Below are 14,875 nucleotides of genomic sequence, written 5' to 3' on the forward strand. Positions count from 1 at the left end.
CAACAATGGACAATATCATCCCGGTTTTGATGTGCGGTGGATCAGGCACCCGTCTATGGCCGGTTTCCCGCTCAAGTGAGCCGAAGCAGTTTCATGCCCTCTCAGGCAACGAGAGCTTGTTCCAGCAGACGGTTCAACGCTTCCGTACGGAGCAGTACGCAGAGCCCCTTATCGTCGTGAATACCAGTCATCGCGACCTTGCCTTGCGCGAGTTCGGACAACTTCATACGGGATCGGCGCGCCTCTTGGTCGAGCCTTGCGTCCGCAGTACCGGGCCTGCAATTGCCGCAGCCGCGGCTCTGATTGCGGAGGAGGATCCGGACCGGCTGATGCTGGTCGCTCCAAGCGATCATGTGATCGAACAGACGGAGGTGTTCTCTCAGGCAGTCTCGCAAGCGGCAACAGCCGCTCGTTTAGGACAGATCGTTCTCTTCGGTATTCGTCCGACCCACCCTGAAACTGGCTTCGGGTACATCGAGGTCGGTGAGGCCTTCGATGGCGCTAGCTTCAAGGTCGCTGGATTCGTGGAGAAGCCCAAGCGAACCGTTGCGGAGACACTGGTTGCCGACGGACGCCACCTCTGGAACAGTGGGATCTTCATGTTCACCGCACGGACGATCCTGGAGGAACTCGAGCGCTATGCGCCTGATGTCTTGGCCTGCGCCCGCCGTGCACTCTCTTTGGCCCAGCGTGGTAATGACACTATCCGCCTTGCGGCCGATTTCGATACAGCTCCGGTAATCTCGATCGACTATGCCGTCATGGAAAGAAGCGATCGCCTCGTCTGCATCCCCGTATCCCCTGAATGGCGTGACCTTGGCTCATGGTCCGCCCTATGGGACGTAGGAAGCAAGGATGGAAACGGAAATGTTTCGCGCGGAGACACGCTCCTTCAAGACGTGCGCAACAGCTATGTTCATGGCAACTCCAGGCTCATTGCCGTCATGGGCGTTGAGAAGGTGGTTGTGATCGATACTGCCGACGCTGTTCTTGTGAGCTCTCTCGACCAAGCACAGAATGTGGGACGGCTGGCGGCTGAACTGGCGGCAGCGAAGCGCCAGGAGGCCAGCCTCCACAAGAAGGTGCGGCGTCCATGGGGCTCGTACGAATCCCTTCGGGTCGGTGAGACCTTCCAGGTGAAGCACATCATCGTCGATGTAGCAGGACGCCTATCCCTGCAGTATCACCATCACCGCTCCGAGCACTGGACAGTCGTTTCCGGCACGGCTCGCGTCACCGTTGGCGAAAGAGTTTTTGTGATGAAGGCGAATGAGTCCGTCTACATCCCCAAAGGTGACGTTCACAGGTTGGAGAATATCGGCGACGATGAGCTTCACCTGATCGAGGTGCAGTGCGGCACATATCTGGGCGAGGACGACATTGTGCGCCTGGAGGATCAGTATGACCGCATCGTCACGATCTGACGGTCGACTTCGTTTGCGGATTGCCTCTCTTCTTCTTTCCATGGCGCTGGTTTCCAGCGCCATGGCACAAGACAGCAATGAAGTGGCGCGCCTTGCAGAGGAAGCACGACAAGCCTTCCTGTCCGCGGAGCAGAACGGGGCCGGGCCACGGCAGAAGGTTGGATTTTACCAAGTCGCGCGGGCACGCGTTAAGCTACTCGAAAAGTTTGCCGGTCAGGACAATGCCGCTTTGGCGGAGTTGCGTGACGGCGCGCGCTCCGAGCTTAAGCGGCTTGCCGACGACGGGTTGAGCCATGACATGCTTGGCTCCTTCCTCCTGCAAGCCTCGCTCGGGGATGTCACAGGCACCGCGCCCGGTGCTGATCGCGTCGAAATCGGAATCTCGCTGCATCAGATTGCCAGCGAACAAAGGTTGCCAGCTTATCGGGCCGCGGCTTTCATTGATCTCGCCCTTGCTTATGCAAAGATCGGCGCTCAGGACCGTGCCTTGAGGTATGCGACCCTTGCGATCGAGGCAGGCGGGCAGATCTCGGAACCGGGGCCACGAGCCGGAGCCTACAAGGCGGCTGCCCGCCTTGCTGCGGGCCTTGGTCCATCGGGCCTGGATTTGGCAGATCGTGCTATTATCATGATTCCACAAGCGCGTGACCGGGCCTATGCTAGGCATGAGCTGGCACGGGCTCAGATCAAGGGAACTGCTTGGGAGAAGGCACCCGATGCCAAATTAGGGCTGGAGGCAAAGCGGCGGCTTGAGGCAGGTGATATCGTCGGGAGTCTCTCGATGGCTCTTGCTCTGCTGGATAGCAAGGAACGGGAGAAGTTCCTCATCGACCTCCTGGAGGCTTCTAACTCCCGCCAGGATCCGCGAATCGCTCTTCTTGCAGCTCAGGGAATCGTCGATCAGGGCCGTCAGGAAAAGGCCATCGGCGCGATCGTCAAAGCCTATGCCGATCGAGGTGGGCCGCTTCAGGCCTCCGAAATTCTCAATACAATGCAGGACAGTCCAGGCAAGGCTTCCATCCAGCTCAACCTTTCCGCCGCGCTGAAGCAGGCCGGCTATGACCGCATGGCCGATCAGCTCCTCACTGCAGCGCTTGGATACATTGATACGCTGAACGACGTGCACCGACGCACCCTTCTGCCTGATGTGGTGCAGACATTGACACGATCCGAACGCTTGGACGATGCACTGCGCTTTGCAGCGCGACTTGAAACCGGTGTGGAAGTCTCGTCTGCATTGAGTGATCTCGCTATAAGTCTGGCGGATCGGAGCCGGTTGGCTGACGCCGAATCCTTGCTGCCGCGCATCGGATCCAAGGATCATCGTTCACACGCGCTGAGCGGCATTGCACGTGCCAGGGCAAAGGCAGGCGACATCGCCGGCGCCATGCAGCTCATTCCTGAGCTTGTAGGTGCGAAGGATGTCGGGCGTGCTCTATCGGCGGTTGCTCTCGCGCAATCCATAGCCGGAAACCTTGACCAAGCCATCTTGCTCGCTGGCCGCATCGAGGATGTAGAATACCGGCTTCAGGCTTATTCAGAGCTCTCACAACAAGCCGCGCGCAAGAACAACATCGCACTAAAAGACCTCGCTTTGAACGAAGCCATTAAAATCGCAGAGATGCAGGAGGGCGGCTCGCGCGACAAGACGCTTCTGACAATTATCCGATCCCTGGCTGATGACAAGCTTCGGGCAGATGAACTTACTCAGCGCATTCACGATGATCGCATCCGTAACCGTGCGAAGGACTTCGTTACTGCGACTGAAATAAGGGCGCTGGTGGATCGAAGAAAACATGGAGAAATTCCCGACGTTTTGCTGAAGCGCGGCATCGACAGGGTTATGCATGATGAAGATAAGGCAGAACTTGCGCTTGAGCTTGCGGCTCTGCCCGATGGCGGCATTTATGCTGTGGACCTAGTCCGTTCGATCCAGGATGATCGATCACGCGGGGCGGCCTTTCGGCGTTTGGCCGGATTCCGAGCCAATGTCCTCGGAGCGCCTCTGAACGAAGAGCCCGGAGTGGACGCAGCGGAAGATGTAGAGGTCGTAGCGTCGGTTTCCGAGGAGCCTATGGAGACGGTTCAGGAGATACAGACCCGGCGAGGCTTCACACTGATCACTGCAGACGCCAAAAAGCCGGCGAAAACGAGTGCTCAGATGCCTCAAAACCTCCTAACTGCTGGAGGGGTTCGGGCCGGCACGCCATGGCCGGGCGGAGCTGTCGTCGGAAGCACCTTCGCCAATCAGAATCCTTACATTGCGAAGTTCTTCGAGGACGACGAGGATGGAGCCACGCGTCTCGAGCAGGCGATCCGTCACCAGGGACTGCCTTCACCCAGAGTGATTGTCGTTCAAAGCGGCGTGGCGACATTAGGGATGGTTGCGCGCCAGTTGCAAGGCACTGACGCGAGAGACCTCATCGGGTACGATGCAGGTGTCGTAACGGTGCGGGCTCCCATCCTTGTGGCTCCGGGAGCAACTCTTGTTCTTTCGCGCCTCGATAGCCCGGTTTACCGGCTGAGCGCGAATGCAGGTGCTTTTATCGTCAATGCCGGCAATGTCCGTATCGTGGATGCGGAGATTGTTGGATATGAAGAGAAGTCGGGCCAACCGCTCTGGACAGGCAGCGGAGAGACCCCAGCGTTCCGCCCGTTCCTTCTGACCTGGGGCGATGGACGCATGGACGTTGCATCCTCCGTTCTCAGTGCCCTCGGTTATGATAATGCCAAATCCCTTGGCTTGAGCTTCTCATCAGGGCCGGAGCGAGTAGCGGAACTGCGGGATCAGGAGCGCCCGGTGGGCATCGTCGTCGATAACGTATTCCGCAACTCGTATTATGGGGTTCACTCCTATGATGCGCAGCGCATCCAAGTTATTGGCAACGAGTTCCGCGATAGCATCGTCTATGCCGTGGATGCGCACGATCGTACAAGTGAGATCACCATCGCCTTCAATGCAATCTATGGAACGATGCTTCGGCATGGCATCACGGTCTCGCGCGACGTCAGTGACAGCCGGATCGTAGGAAACATCTCGTTTGATAATGCCGGTTCGGGAATTGTGCTCGACCGCAACAGCACGAACAATGTGATTCATGCGAACAGCTCGTTCCGGAATGCGCAAGACGGAGTAACTGTCTTTGAGAGTTCCTGCAACGTTTTGACCAATAATTATCTCGCGAGCAACAGGCGGGACGGTTTGAAGGTGCGCAACAGCTTCGATGTGGGAGCCTATGCCAACCGGATCGAGGCCAACGCGAATTCGGGCGTCAGCGCCTACATTGCCAATGTTCTGGCGGGCAAGACTGGGGAAGGTCAACCTGCGGATTCTGGCTACGCTCCCGTGACCAGCCTCTCCCTGAAGCACAACCGCTTCTCAACGAACGGCGTTGGCATCAACACCCAGGGTGTTTCAGGGTTGGCGATGTTCTCCAACCGTTTCGTGAAGCAATCCCGTCGCCTCCTTGGCGGCGATATTCGGGGGCTGGAAGGCCAGGTTCTGCGCCTTACCTCTCACTCCGATGTTCTCTTCGCAAGCACCTGCCGCCCTGCAAAGCCTGTTTCATCCTGCAGGTTGCGGGATCAGGGGCTCTTTGAGGGAGACACCGAACTTCAGGTCTTCAGCGCTCAAGGAACATCGAACTGCACCGATGTCAGTGGTAGTGTCCAGCACAGAGCATTCTCCAGCAGCTCTCAAGGCACATAGGGGCAGCATGAAAAACGTCCTCATCGTCCTTCTGCTGAACGTCCTGACAATCGGACCGTCTTTTGCTCAGGCCAAGGGACAGGGACTCTTCGATGTTGAGCTTCGGCGGACTTCGCTCGGGCAACCGGCTTTCACAGGTGCCAGGGCGGCATGTCTGGCGATCCCGCGGGATCCTTCCTGGAGCAGCCTCAAGCCCGTCGACAGCCTCAAGGCAACCGAAGGCTACGGCACAGACGGAACCGCGAACGACTATGCCTGGGCTGTGATGGTGCTCACCGGCCGGGCTCTCGCGGGGGATGCAGCTTCGGAAGCGTCCCTGCGCGACCTGATGCTCTCCTGGGCAAAAGCAAAGGCCTTCGAGAATACCCAAGTGGAGCATGACGCCCATTATGCCTTGAAACGGGTCCTGCTGCCGACAGTCGTAGCTTATTCTGTCCTGCAGAGAGGATTGGACGAGGGGCAGCGGCGGACTCTCCTCGGCTGGATCGATCCGCTGGTACGTAAGGTCGATCAGGTCTTCGAGGGGGTCGTCGACCGCAATAACCATCGCTATCTGGCCGACAGCGTCCTCATGACATGGGGAGCCACCATCGGTGACGATACCCTCTATGCGAAAGGGCTTGATCGCTACCGCGCCGCCCTTGCGGAGGCTCGGCCCGATGGAAGCCTTGCTCTGGAGACAAGACGGGGAGCGAGGGCTCTCTGGTACATGCGCCAATCCTTGGCCAGCCTGACCGTGCTGGCGGAGGTCGCCGCCACTCGCGGCACTGACCTTTATAGCCTGCGTGTCGGCGACACCAACTATGACCGTGTCCTGTCATATCTTCTGAATGGCATTGCGGAGCCCAATATCGTCATGGCCTATGCCTCGGAGAATTATATCCCCGGTGGAGAGGCGGACTTCCGCCGCCAGGATCTGGGATTCATGACGAAGCGCAGCCATGGGCGGCACTACATGGCCTGGGTTGAGCCTTTGGTGGCACGGGAGCGCACGGGTCTTGCGACGAAAAGGCTGAAGGCATTGTTCGTGCGCAATCTTCGCTCGGACCGGCCGCTGATCGATGAGTTCATCGGCGGCAATGCTACATGCTTCTGGGGGCGCTGATGGTCAGATCCAATTCCCTGCTTGCCAGCACCCTTGCCTTGCTCGCAATCATGTCGTCTCCATCGGTCCGGGCACAGGCTCCTGAGAATGGCGATCCGGCTGCTCGCTATCGAACGACGATGGAGAAGGTGGAAGAGCTGAAGCAGCGAAAGGATCCTGCCGCACTCATCGAGCAGGCGCAGTTGCTGCAGGATGGGATCCCTGTTAGCGAATCCAACCCGCTGAAAGTTCCTCGTTACGATGAGGCGGAGCGTCTTTACGATCAGGCTCTCGCAATTCCGGGAGTGCACTGGCCCTCGGCAGCCGTACGGCGAGCGAAGCTGATGCTGGCGCGTGACAAGGAACGGAGCTCTATCGAGAAGGCGGCGGACCTGCTGCGCCGTGCCGCAGCGATGCAGAACCATGAGGCTGCCTTCATTCTGGCTGGGCTGATGGAAGCCGGCATTAACGGAAAGCGCGACATTGAAGGAGCCAGGAACCTCTATCAAATCGCCCTGCGTTCCGAACACGGCCCGGCGGGTCTGGCTCTCGCCCGGCTCGAGGCCGATCCAGCCAAGGCGAATGTATTCGCAACCCAAGGGCTGCGGCTTCTCTTCCAGGCCGCGAGGCAAGGTTCTGCCGAAGCGGCGAGGACACTGGCCGATCATTATCGCACAACGAGCGATGGAGCGGAGCGTCTGAGTGCTGCGATCGAGTGGTATCAGCGCGCCGTCGAGATTGGCGACACGGAGGCTGCCTTGCGCTTGGGCCGTCTTCGGCTTGATCCGAAGTCTCCCTTGCGCCAGCCGCAGGAAGCCCGGAATGCCTTGGAGAAGGCGGCACAGCGCGGGTCCGTCGAGGCTGCCATGATCCTCGCGGAGGATCCATACAACGGTGCTGTGCTCGGTCTTGAGGGCCGCGTTGCCGAACTCTGGCTTAATCGTGCCATTGAAACGAAGGCTCCGCGCGCGCTCGTCCTTGCAGCGGAAATTCGGAGCCAGTATGGCGATGAGGGCCGCGCGGCTGCCAGGAGCCTCCTCGCCGAGGCGCTGCAGCGTGTCGACGACGATACAACGGCTCTTCTGGCGTTGGGCCGTCATGTTCGCGATGGTGTTCTGGTCGATCGCGATGTTCCCCTCGCGCTGAAGCTTTTCGACAGAGCGTCGGTCGGTGACAACACGACAGCGTTTTACGAGTTTGCGCGCACAGCGCTGCTCTATCAGGATGCCGCAGGCGGCATGCTCAAGACGGCCATTGCACGCCTGAGAAGTGCAGCGGAGCGCGGTCATGTAAAAGCGGCCGTCGCCATGGGAGACGCCCTGCTGCGTGGCAGCGGGATCCCTGAATCGCAGACTGATGCCATGGAGTGGTATCGGAAAGCGGCTGATAGCGGATCGCCTGTCGCCTATATTCGTCTGGGAGACGTCTATTCCAGCCGCTTCTCAGGGACGGAAGCACCGCGCGCCTTGGAATGGTACCGCAAGGCCGCGGAGGCCAACAGTGCCATAGCCATGGTCAGGCTCGGCAAGATGTTCAACGAAGGAAGAGGAGTGCCGCAGGATCAGGCGCTTGCCGCAACATGGTTCAGCCGCGCGGCAGCAGCCGGCAGCGGTGCGGCCATGGTCGAGCTGAGCGCTCTCTACTCCCGTGCCGGAGGACCAGGACATTTCAACTTGGCTCGGGATGCGCTGGAGAAGGCGATCCGCGCCGGCGACATGCGGGCACCTATTGCCTTGGCGAAGCTCTATCTCGTCCGTGGTGAGCGCTCCTTCGCCGAGATGACGCTCCGGCGGGCTGCAGAGGGCGGCAGCGCGGAGGCCGCACTGAATCTGGCCGAGCTCTACCTTTCAGATCAGGCAACGGCGGAGCAGCAGAGCGCCGCCCGTCGATGGCTTGCCTTTGCCGAAAAGGTCATGGCCAAGGACGAGGATCAGGCCAGCCGAATTGCATTGATGTACTTGCGGCTGCCTGATCCGGGTTCCATTGAGCACGGCTCCTCTGCGCTGGAAGGCTTGGTCCGGAAGAACAATCCGGAAGCCATGACGCTCCTGGCGACGGCACTCCTGCAGGGGACGGGCATCAAGCGAGATTCGGTGCGTGCAGAAGCCCTGTTCCGACGCGCCATTCAACTTGGACATGATGGGGCACGCTTCATCCTTGCCAAAGCCTATCGCGACGGCGATGGAGTCCCTCACGATCCGGCCCGGGCCTTTGCGCTGTATCGGGAGATCTATAGCGAAGAGCCGGGCGATACGAAGGTTCAGATCGCCTTGGGCGATGCTTACGCTCGCGGCGACGGAATCGCTCAGGATCGACGCCTCGCTGCAGACTTCTACACCCAGGCCGCACGCCAGGGCGATCCTGATGGGCAGATTCGTCTTGGAACCGCCTATCTTTATGGCGCGGGAGTGGAACGCGACAGCCAGAAGTCCGAGCAGTGGCTTTCCCGAGCAGGTGAAGCCGGAATGCTCGAGGCAAAGGTTCAACTCGGCAGCGCCAAGCTTTCGGGTCTGGCGGCAACGATCGATCCGGAGGGAGCCTTCGCTTCCTACCTGCGTGCAGCGGAGGCCGGCTCCCAGCCGGCGATGATCGAGGTGGCACGTGCCCTGATGAAAGGCTTCGGCACTCTTGCCGATCCGGCTCTGGCAAAAATGTGGTTGGAGCGGGCCGCTGGGCTCGGTTCGCCGGATGCGATGTTCGAGCTCTTCCGCCTTAACGAGATCGGGACAAAACCAAATGCCCGCGAGGCTGAGCGGTGGCTCAGGCAGGCTGCGCAAAGTGGCCATCCCGGTGCAATGTACCGCCTCGCCATCCGCTATCAGCGGGGAGCATCCGATCAGGACAAAGCATCCGCGCGAGAGTGGCTTGAGAAGGCTGCGCAGGCGGGGCATGCGCAGGCTGCCAAGACGCTTCGGAAGCAGGTCACTCCGGTCGCAGAGCCAGGTTGAAGGGTAAGAACGAGATGATGGGCGTGAGGCCACGGATGTCGGGACAGGTCAACGCAGAACGGAGTTCACCAATGGCGATCCTCATCCGCTCTGCCGGGATACAGCCGAGAGAAGCGATGCTGAGATCGGCAGCAACGCTCTGCGTCATGGCCTTGGTAGGGCTCATGACTCCTATCGCCTTTGCCGATGCTCAAGTCCTGCCGCCTCGATCCTTGGCTCCCAACTCGGATTTCAGCAGGATCTGCCCACCGGCTCCCAAGCCCTTCCTCACGCGGGATTGGAGCAAATGGGACAAGTCCCAGCCAGTGATCGATCCCGAGGAAATGTACGATGCGGCCCTTGCTTACGCGGAGGGGTCTTCCACCATCAACCGGGATCCTGTTGCAGCAAAGCGTCTGCTCGAAGACCTAGCCGACAGAGCCTGGATCGGACGGGGAAGGGCGCACTTTCGCCTGGGCAAGTTGCTTCTGGATCCAGTTGCAGGACCTGTCGATCCCGAGCGTGCAGCCACACATCTTGCGACTGCTGGATCCATGCTGAACATGGATGCGTCCGTTCTGCTGGCCGAACTGCATGAGCAGGGCCGGATCAGGGGCGCCAATCTGGCAGAGGCCGAGCGCCTTCTCCGTGCCGCATCGACGTCAGGCCATGTCGATGGCCTGATAAAGTTGGCCCAGCTGCAGCGCAGTGGACGTCTCGGTCAGGTTTCGCAGACTGCAACTGCTGATCTCGTCAATCTCGCGCTCCAGACGCTCTACGGCGAATTGAGCCGTGGCAAATGCTCCGCGCTTTATCGGATCGGCCTCATTCTAAGTGACGACAGTCTCGTTCCCGGCGGCATCCAGGAGGCTATGAGATGGTTCGAGGCAGCGGCACGTCAGGGTGATACCAAGGCAGATCTGGCTTTGGCTGAGATCTACCTGCAGGAACGTGTCAAGGCAGATCCCGAAATCTTCATCCGCCATCTTGAGCATGCTGCGCAGGGTGGGGAGCCCCGTGCAATGAGCCTGCTGGGCGAGCGTCTCATGCTGGGGGACCGCGCACCCAAGGATGTTCCCAGGGCGATCGTCTGGCTGGAGAAGGCTGGGCTGAATGCCGATTCTGAAGCCTATAAGCTCCTCGCACGGCATTATCGCGGCGAATTCGGAGCCGCGCAGGACCTGCCTAAAGCTCTGGATGCTCTGACGAAGGCCAGCAAGCTGCCGGGACACAGCACGAGTATTCTTGTCGGGCTCGCGCGGCTCCATGCGATCGGAGTGAATGGCAAGCCCGATGTCGAGGCGGCTTTGACCTTCTATCGCCGTGCTGCCGATCGGGGCGAGATCGGAGCCCTCACGGATATGGCAAAACTTCTGTTGAGCTATCCGCAAGCGAACCGCTCCGAGAATCCCCTGCGACTGCTCAAGGAAGCTGCTGATCGCAGTCATCCCGAAGCGATGGGTGTCCTCGCTGATCTCTATGCATGCAGCACGCTCGTCGCTCCCGATGCTGCTCAAGCCAGGGCTTGGCTGGATCGGGCCGCCGAGAGCGGGCATGTCCGCAGCATCCTTGTCCTAGCATCCCAAAGCGGCTCCGACGCAGCCGTAGCTCAGAAGAGTGCAGTTGCTCTTCAGCGAGCCGCAGAGCGGGGCGATCGTGAAAGCATGGTACTTCTCTCTCAAGCCTATCGCTCAGGACAGGGTGTGAAGCAGGATGATCGAGCCGCCGATCACTGGCGCGATGCTGCTCTTGCTCCGGGCGAGGGGCGATCGCGTGCACTGCTTCTTTTGGCACGCAGAACACTAAACGGCGATGGCGTAGCCCGGGACGAAGTCGCCGCGAAGACTTTTCTTGAGCAGTCGGTGCAAGAAGGTGAAGTATTCTCCCAGTTGGAGCTTGGACGTCTCCTGATCACGCAGCGTGAGCAGAGTGCTGAGATGCAGCGGGGGTTACAATTCCTCCAAGGAGCTGCCGCCGCAGGAAATGCCGCAGCCATGCTGGCTTTGGCCGACGCTCCAGGGGATCTGCTGCGATCCACGGGCAAGACCGCCCAGGAGTGGAGGAGGGCGGCTGCGGAGGCTGGCAGCGCCCGAGCCGCCATTTCACTTGCATCGGTTGAAAAAAACGAGGGGGACGCGGCGCGATGGCTTTCGCGCGCAGAGGCCCTGCAGGTCTGTACGACCAAGGATATGGTAGACTTGGCCCAGGCCTACCATAAAGGGTCGGGAGCTGCCCAATCCGAGCGTGCGCGCTACTGGATGGGCAGAGCCCTCAATAGCATTGAGGCTGGTTCTAAGGATCCTGCGGCACTCTTCCAAATTGGCCGTGCCATGATCGAGGGGGTTGGTGGAGCCACCAACTCGGAGAAGGCTCTCGGCTACATCAAGCTTGCTGCCGATGCAGGGCGGGTTGATGCGATGCGCTACTTGGGACGCGGCTACGTTTCAGGGCAGGTGGGCGAGCGCAGCACCCAGGCTGCTATCGAGTGGCTGTCCAAAGCCCTGCGCAGCAGGGATGGCAGTGTTGCCGCCGATCTGTCGCGCCTTGCCGCGTTGCCTAATGGAGAGGGAGCTGAGGCCATCGCGGTTCTGAAGGAGGGTGCGGAAAGCGGTCTTGCTCCGGCGATGCGAGAGTATGGGCGCAGCCTGCAGCTCGGGCTGGGCGTATCCGCGCAGCCGGATGTCGGTGCCTCATGGCTGCGCAAGGCTGCGGAGGCGGGTGATACGTTGGCCATGAAGGAACTCTCACGCGCCTATGCATCGGGCTACGGCGTGGAGCTGTCCGCCCGCGACAGCACGGAATGGCTGCAACGTGCCGCAAAGGCTGGCGACGCCGAGGCCATGTACGGTCTCAGCCTTGCCATGACCCTTGGCTTCGGAACGGATGTAGATGCCGGTGCTGCTCAGGAATGGCTGAAGACGGCTGAGGGAGCGACCCGAAAGCGGGACTGAGCCGGAGCAGATGATAGCGTCATACTAGGTGCGTAGGAGAGACAAATGTTCAAAACAACCCAAATCGTGCTCCTGAGCTGTCTATTGACGAGCGTTGCACCAGCCGTGATGGCGGCGCCGAATGCGGGAGGGCGAGCGCAGCCGGTTTCCCCTCAGGCTGCAACGCCCATGCCGCCTACGCAAGTGCAGCTTCGCGCCATGTCTACGTTGCGCCTCCTTAAACTCGGGCAGAAGGCGTTGAGCGCGGAGATGGATACGCAGGATTTCGTAACTGGATTGGATGCCGTCAAGATTGCGTCGTCACGCGGTGACCGCGAGGCGACCCGCCTTATGGCCAAGATCATGGCCCGCCATCAGATCATCTTGGGAGCCGATGATCGCGCCAAGCTCGAGCGCAGGTTTAGGTTCGAGGCTCTGCGAGGTGCATCAAGCTCCGTTCTCGCCGTCGCCAACATGTACGACCGTGGCGACGGCGTCCCGGTCGATACGAAAAAGGCTGTAGAATGGTATTTGTGGGCTGCGCGGGTTGGCCATGAACGCGCCATGGCTCATGCCGCCTACGCCTATGGCACGGGTCGCGGACTGGAACGCAACGAGACTACTGCCTTGAAGTGGCTTGAAGGGGTGAACGAGGGGCGCCAGAGAAGCACGTTGCTGGAGATCGGTTGGGCTCTCGTCCTGGGTACGGAGGGCTCACAGGACATGCCAGCTGCCCTACGTTTCTTCGAACGCGCGGCACAGATCCAGCCCAGCACCGTCTATCAGGTCGCTCTTGATCTTGAGCGAGGAACACGTGGTGTCCAGGACCGTGAAGCGGCAGGACGCCTCATCCGCGTCGCGGCCGAGCGTGGCGACAGTGCCGCAGCCACTCATCTTGCCAGTTCCCTTGCAAGCAGCAGCAACGTGGAGGATCAGAGGCGGGCAGTGCAGTTGTACGGCCTTGCAGCCGAGGACAAGACCAATGTCGTTGCTGGACAAAGCCTCTCGCGCCTTCTTGCCCTGAGGCCGTCTGGCGATCTCGTCGCCGACATTGTCGCGGCTTTGGAAAAAGCCGCCGCGGCCGGCAATGGTCAGGCCCTCATCGGCCTTGCCTACGCCCATGCGGAAGGTATCGGCGTCAATCCTTCTCCTGAAAAGGCGGCTGCTCTGCTGCAGAAAGCTGCTGAGTCCGGATTTCCTGAAGCGAAGTATAGGTTAGGGCTCATGTACAAATCCGGCATGGGTGTCAGCGCTGATCTCAACAAGGCGATTGAACTCTTCAGCAGTGCGCAGGCCAGCGGTTATCCTCTGGCAGCCGTGGCGCTCAGCTCAATGACAGCGCCTTCTACGACTGGCTCCGTCGATGACGGTGCCAAAGCTTCAAGCGAAGTGAAGGAGAACATTGTTAAATGAGGTGAGCCTGATCGGGGGAGGAGGCTTTCCATTGCTGCTGTCGAGCAAGTGAATGGAAGTCCTACGCTCACCATCTTCGAGCGTGAACGTTGAAGTTCGTGAGAGCCAGCTTATAGGCCCGTCCATACCTGGCGAGCTGGGTCTGATGGCGTGATGGCAATCTTATCAATTGTAAACGGAATGCTTTGAAAGATATATTATAATGAACATTTGCGGCTCCAGTGATTAGTTTGCAATACACATGATTCCAAATGGAATAACCCTTTTTGTAGCCTCGCTTTGATAATGTCGTGACGAAGGAATGTTAGCACATCATAAGGTTGTAGCCGCAATCTCGTTGATAAAATGCCTTTTTATACCTCCTAAGCATAGTTGCTTACCTCTTTATCAGGGATGGCTAGCAAACCGTTAATTCGTACAATTAGAGGTAACCTCTGCGGAAAAGGCGCCTCGCATGTCAAACCTCCTGCCAGTCACCACCATCTTGGGCTGCAAGAACTCCATGCTTCGCGAAGGCTTGAAGCACATTCTCTCAAGTACGCGCTTCAAATTGCATCCGGAGGGCCTGACGCGCGGGGAAGTCGCGCTGGATTACGAAGCTTCAGGTTTGCCGCTTCTCTTCATCCTTGATGCAAATCTTTACCCGCCAAGTTTGGCGGAAGCGGTAGGGGCTTTAAAGGAGCAATACCCCTATGCACGAGTTGTCGTGTTATCCGACCATTTCGATTTGGATGATATGAGATCGTCATTCCAATTCGGAGCGGATGGATATTGTCTTGCCACAACGGGATGTGAGGCCCTGATCAAATATCTTGATCTTGTCATGCTGGGCGAGGTTGTTTTCCCGTCGGCGGCATTTCTCAGTGCTATTTCAAACAGCAAGCGGCATATGGAAACTTGGGACGATACGCAACCCATCGCCGTGGCTGCCGCCCCTGTATCCTCCTCTCTTGATAGTCAGGATTCTCCGATCCGGACACTCTCGACCAGAGAGGCGGAGATTCTTCAGTGCTTGATGCAAGGCTCTCCCAATAAGGTGATTGCGCGCAAACTCGATGTTGCTGAGGCAACAGTCAAAGTCCACATCAAGGCTATCCTCCGCAAGATCCGGGTTGCCAATCGAACACAGGCAGCCATGTGGGCTGTCAATCATCTCGCCGCAGGCGGGTCTGACGCATCGCTGCTGCCTTTAGGGAGATAAGGTTACGGCGCATAGTCTTTGCTGATCGGTCGCCGTTGAGCGCAGGAACAGCGAAACACTCACGTCCGCCGCCAGTCGAGCAGGTCGCCTCTAAGTCTTGTTTCATGGGGAGTGCTGCTTCTTCGTAGAGAAAGCTGCCTTCCGCAAGGAAGTGACCGGACTCGTTGAGAGCATGATGTGTCTCGGA

7 protein-coding genes are annotated in these 14,875 nt (G+C 59.4%); all 7 read left to right on the forward strand.

Annotated elements, in window-relative coordinates; genetic code table 11:
* The first annotated feature begins 5 nt into the window (after nt 1-5).
* The 7 genes from ILT44_RS01075 (at nt 6) to ILT44_RS01105 (ending at nt 14,688) form a co-directional block, all read left to right on the forward strand.
* A complete protein-coding gene (locus ILT44_RS01075) occupies nt 6-1,424 on the forward strand; it encodes a mannose-1-phosphate guanylyltransferase/mannose-6-phosphate isomerase (protein ID WP_204237696.1) in 1,419 nt (472 codons plus the stop codon).
* Complete coding sequence (locus tag ILT44_RS01080) at nt 1,402-5,133, forward strand: right-handed parallel beta-helix repeat-containing protein (protein ID WP_204237697.1); 3,732 nt, start codon at nt 1,402-1,404, stop codon at nt 5,131-5,133. The genes ILT44_RS01075 and ILT44_RS01080 overlap by 23 nt, the downstream gene beginning before the upstream one ends.
* A gap of 7 nt (nt 5,134-5,140) precedes the next feature.
* Nucleotides 5,141-6,238, forward strand: a complete 1,098-nt coding sequence (locus ILT44_RS01085; RefSeq protein WP_204237698.1) for an alginate lyase family protein — start codon at nt 5,141-5,143, stop codon at nt 6,236-6,238.
* The gene (locus tag ILT44_RS01090) at nt 6,238-9,165 is read left to right on the forward strand and encodes a tetratricopeptide repeat protein (protein ID WP_204237699.1); all 2,928 of its coding nucleotides are present in this window, start codon (nt 6,238-6,240) and stop codon (nt 9,163-9,165) included. Before ILT44_RS01085 ends, ILT44_RS01090 begins: the two co-directional genes overlap by 1 nt.
* A gap of 116 nt (nt 9,166-9,281) precedes the next feature.
* A complete protein-coding gene (locus tag ILT44_RS01095) occupies nt 9,282-12,095 on the forward strand; it encodes a tetratricopeptide repeat protein (RefSeq protein ID WP_204237700.1) in 2,814 nt (937 codons plus the stop codon).
* A 45-nt stretch (nt 12,096-12,140) separates the two neighbouring features.
* Nucleotides 12,141-13,487: a tetratricopeptide repeat protein gene (locus ILT44_RS01100; protein WP_204237701.1), complete on the forward strand. Its 1,347-nt coding sequence runs from the start codon at nt 12,141-12,143 to the stop codon at nt 13,485-13,487.
* A gap of 454 nt (nt 13,488-13,941) precedes the next feature.
* Nucleotides 13,942-14,688: a LuxR C-terminal-related transcriptional regulator gene (locus ILT44_RS01105; RefSeq protein WP_204237702.1), complete on the forward strand. Its 747-nt coding sequence runs from the start codon at nt 13,942-13,944 to the stop codon at nt 14,686-14,688.
* The last annotated feature ends 187 nt before the right edge of the window (nt 14,689-14,875 follow it).

The sequence above is a fragment of the Microvirga arvi genome (assembly GCF_016892765.1).
GTDB lineage: Bacteria > Pseudomonadota > Alphaproteobacteria > Rhizobiales > Beijerinckiaceae > Microvirga > Microvirga arvi.

Coding starts and splice junctions, on each gene's coding strand:
- ILT44_RS01075 (WP_204237696.1), top strand. CDS start 6: ATGGACAATATCATCCCGGTTTTGATGTGCGGTGGATCAGGCACCCGT.
- ILT44_RS01080 (WP_204237697.1), top strand. CDS start 1,402: ATGACCGCATCGTCACGATCTGACGGTCGACTTCGTTTGCGGATTGCC.
- ILT44_RS01085 (WP_204237698.1), top strand. CDS start 5,141: ATGAAAAACGTCCTCATCGTCCTTCTGCTGAACGTCCTGACAATCGGA.
- ILT44_RS01090 (WP_204237699.1), top strand. CDS start 6,238: ATGGTCAGATCCAATTCCCTGCTTGCCAGCACCCTTGCCTTGCTCGCA.
- ILT44_RS01095 (WP_204237700.1), top strand. CDS start 9,282: ATGCTGAGATCGGCAGCAACGCTCTGCGTCATGGCCTTGGTAGGGCTC.
- ILT44_RS01100 (WP_204237701.1), top strand. CDS start 12,141: ATGTTCAAAACAACCCAAATCGTGCTCCTGAGCTGTCTATTGACGAGC.
- ILT44_RS01105 (WP_204237702.1), top strand. CDS start 13,942: ATGTCAAACCTCCTGCCAGTCACCACCATCTTGGGCTGCAAGAACTCC.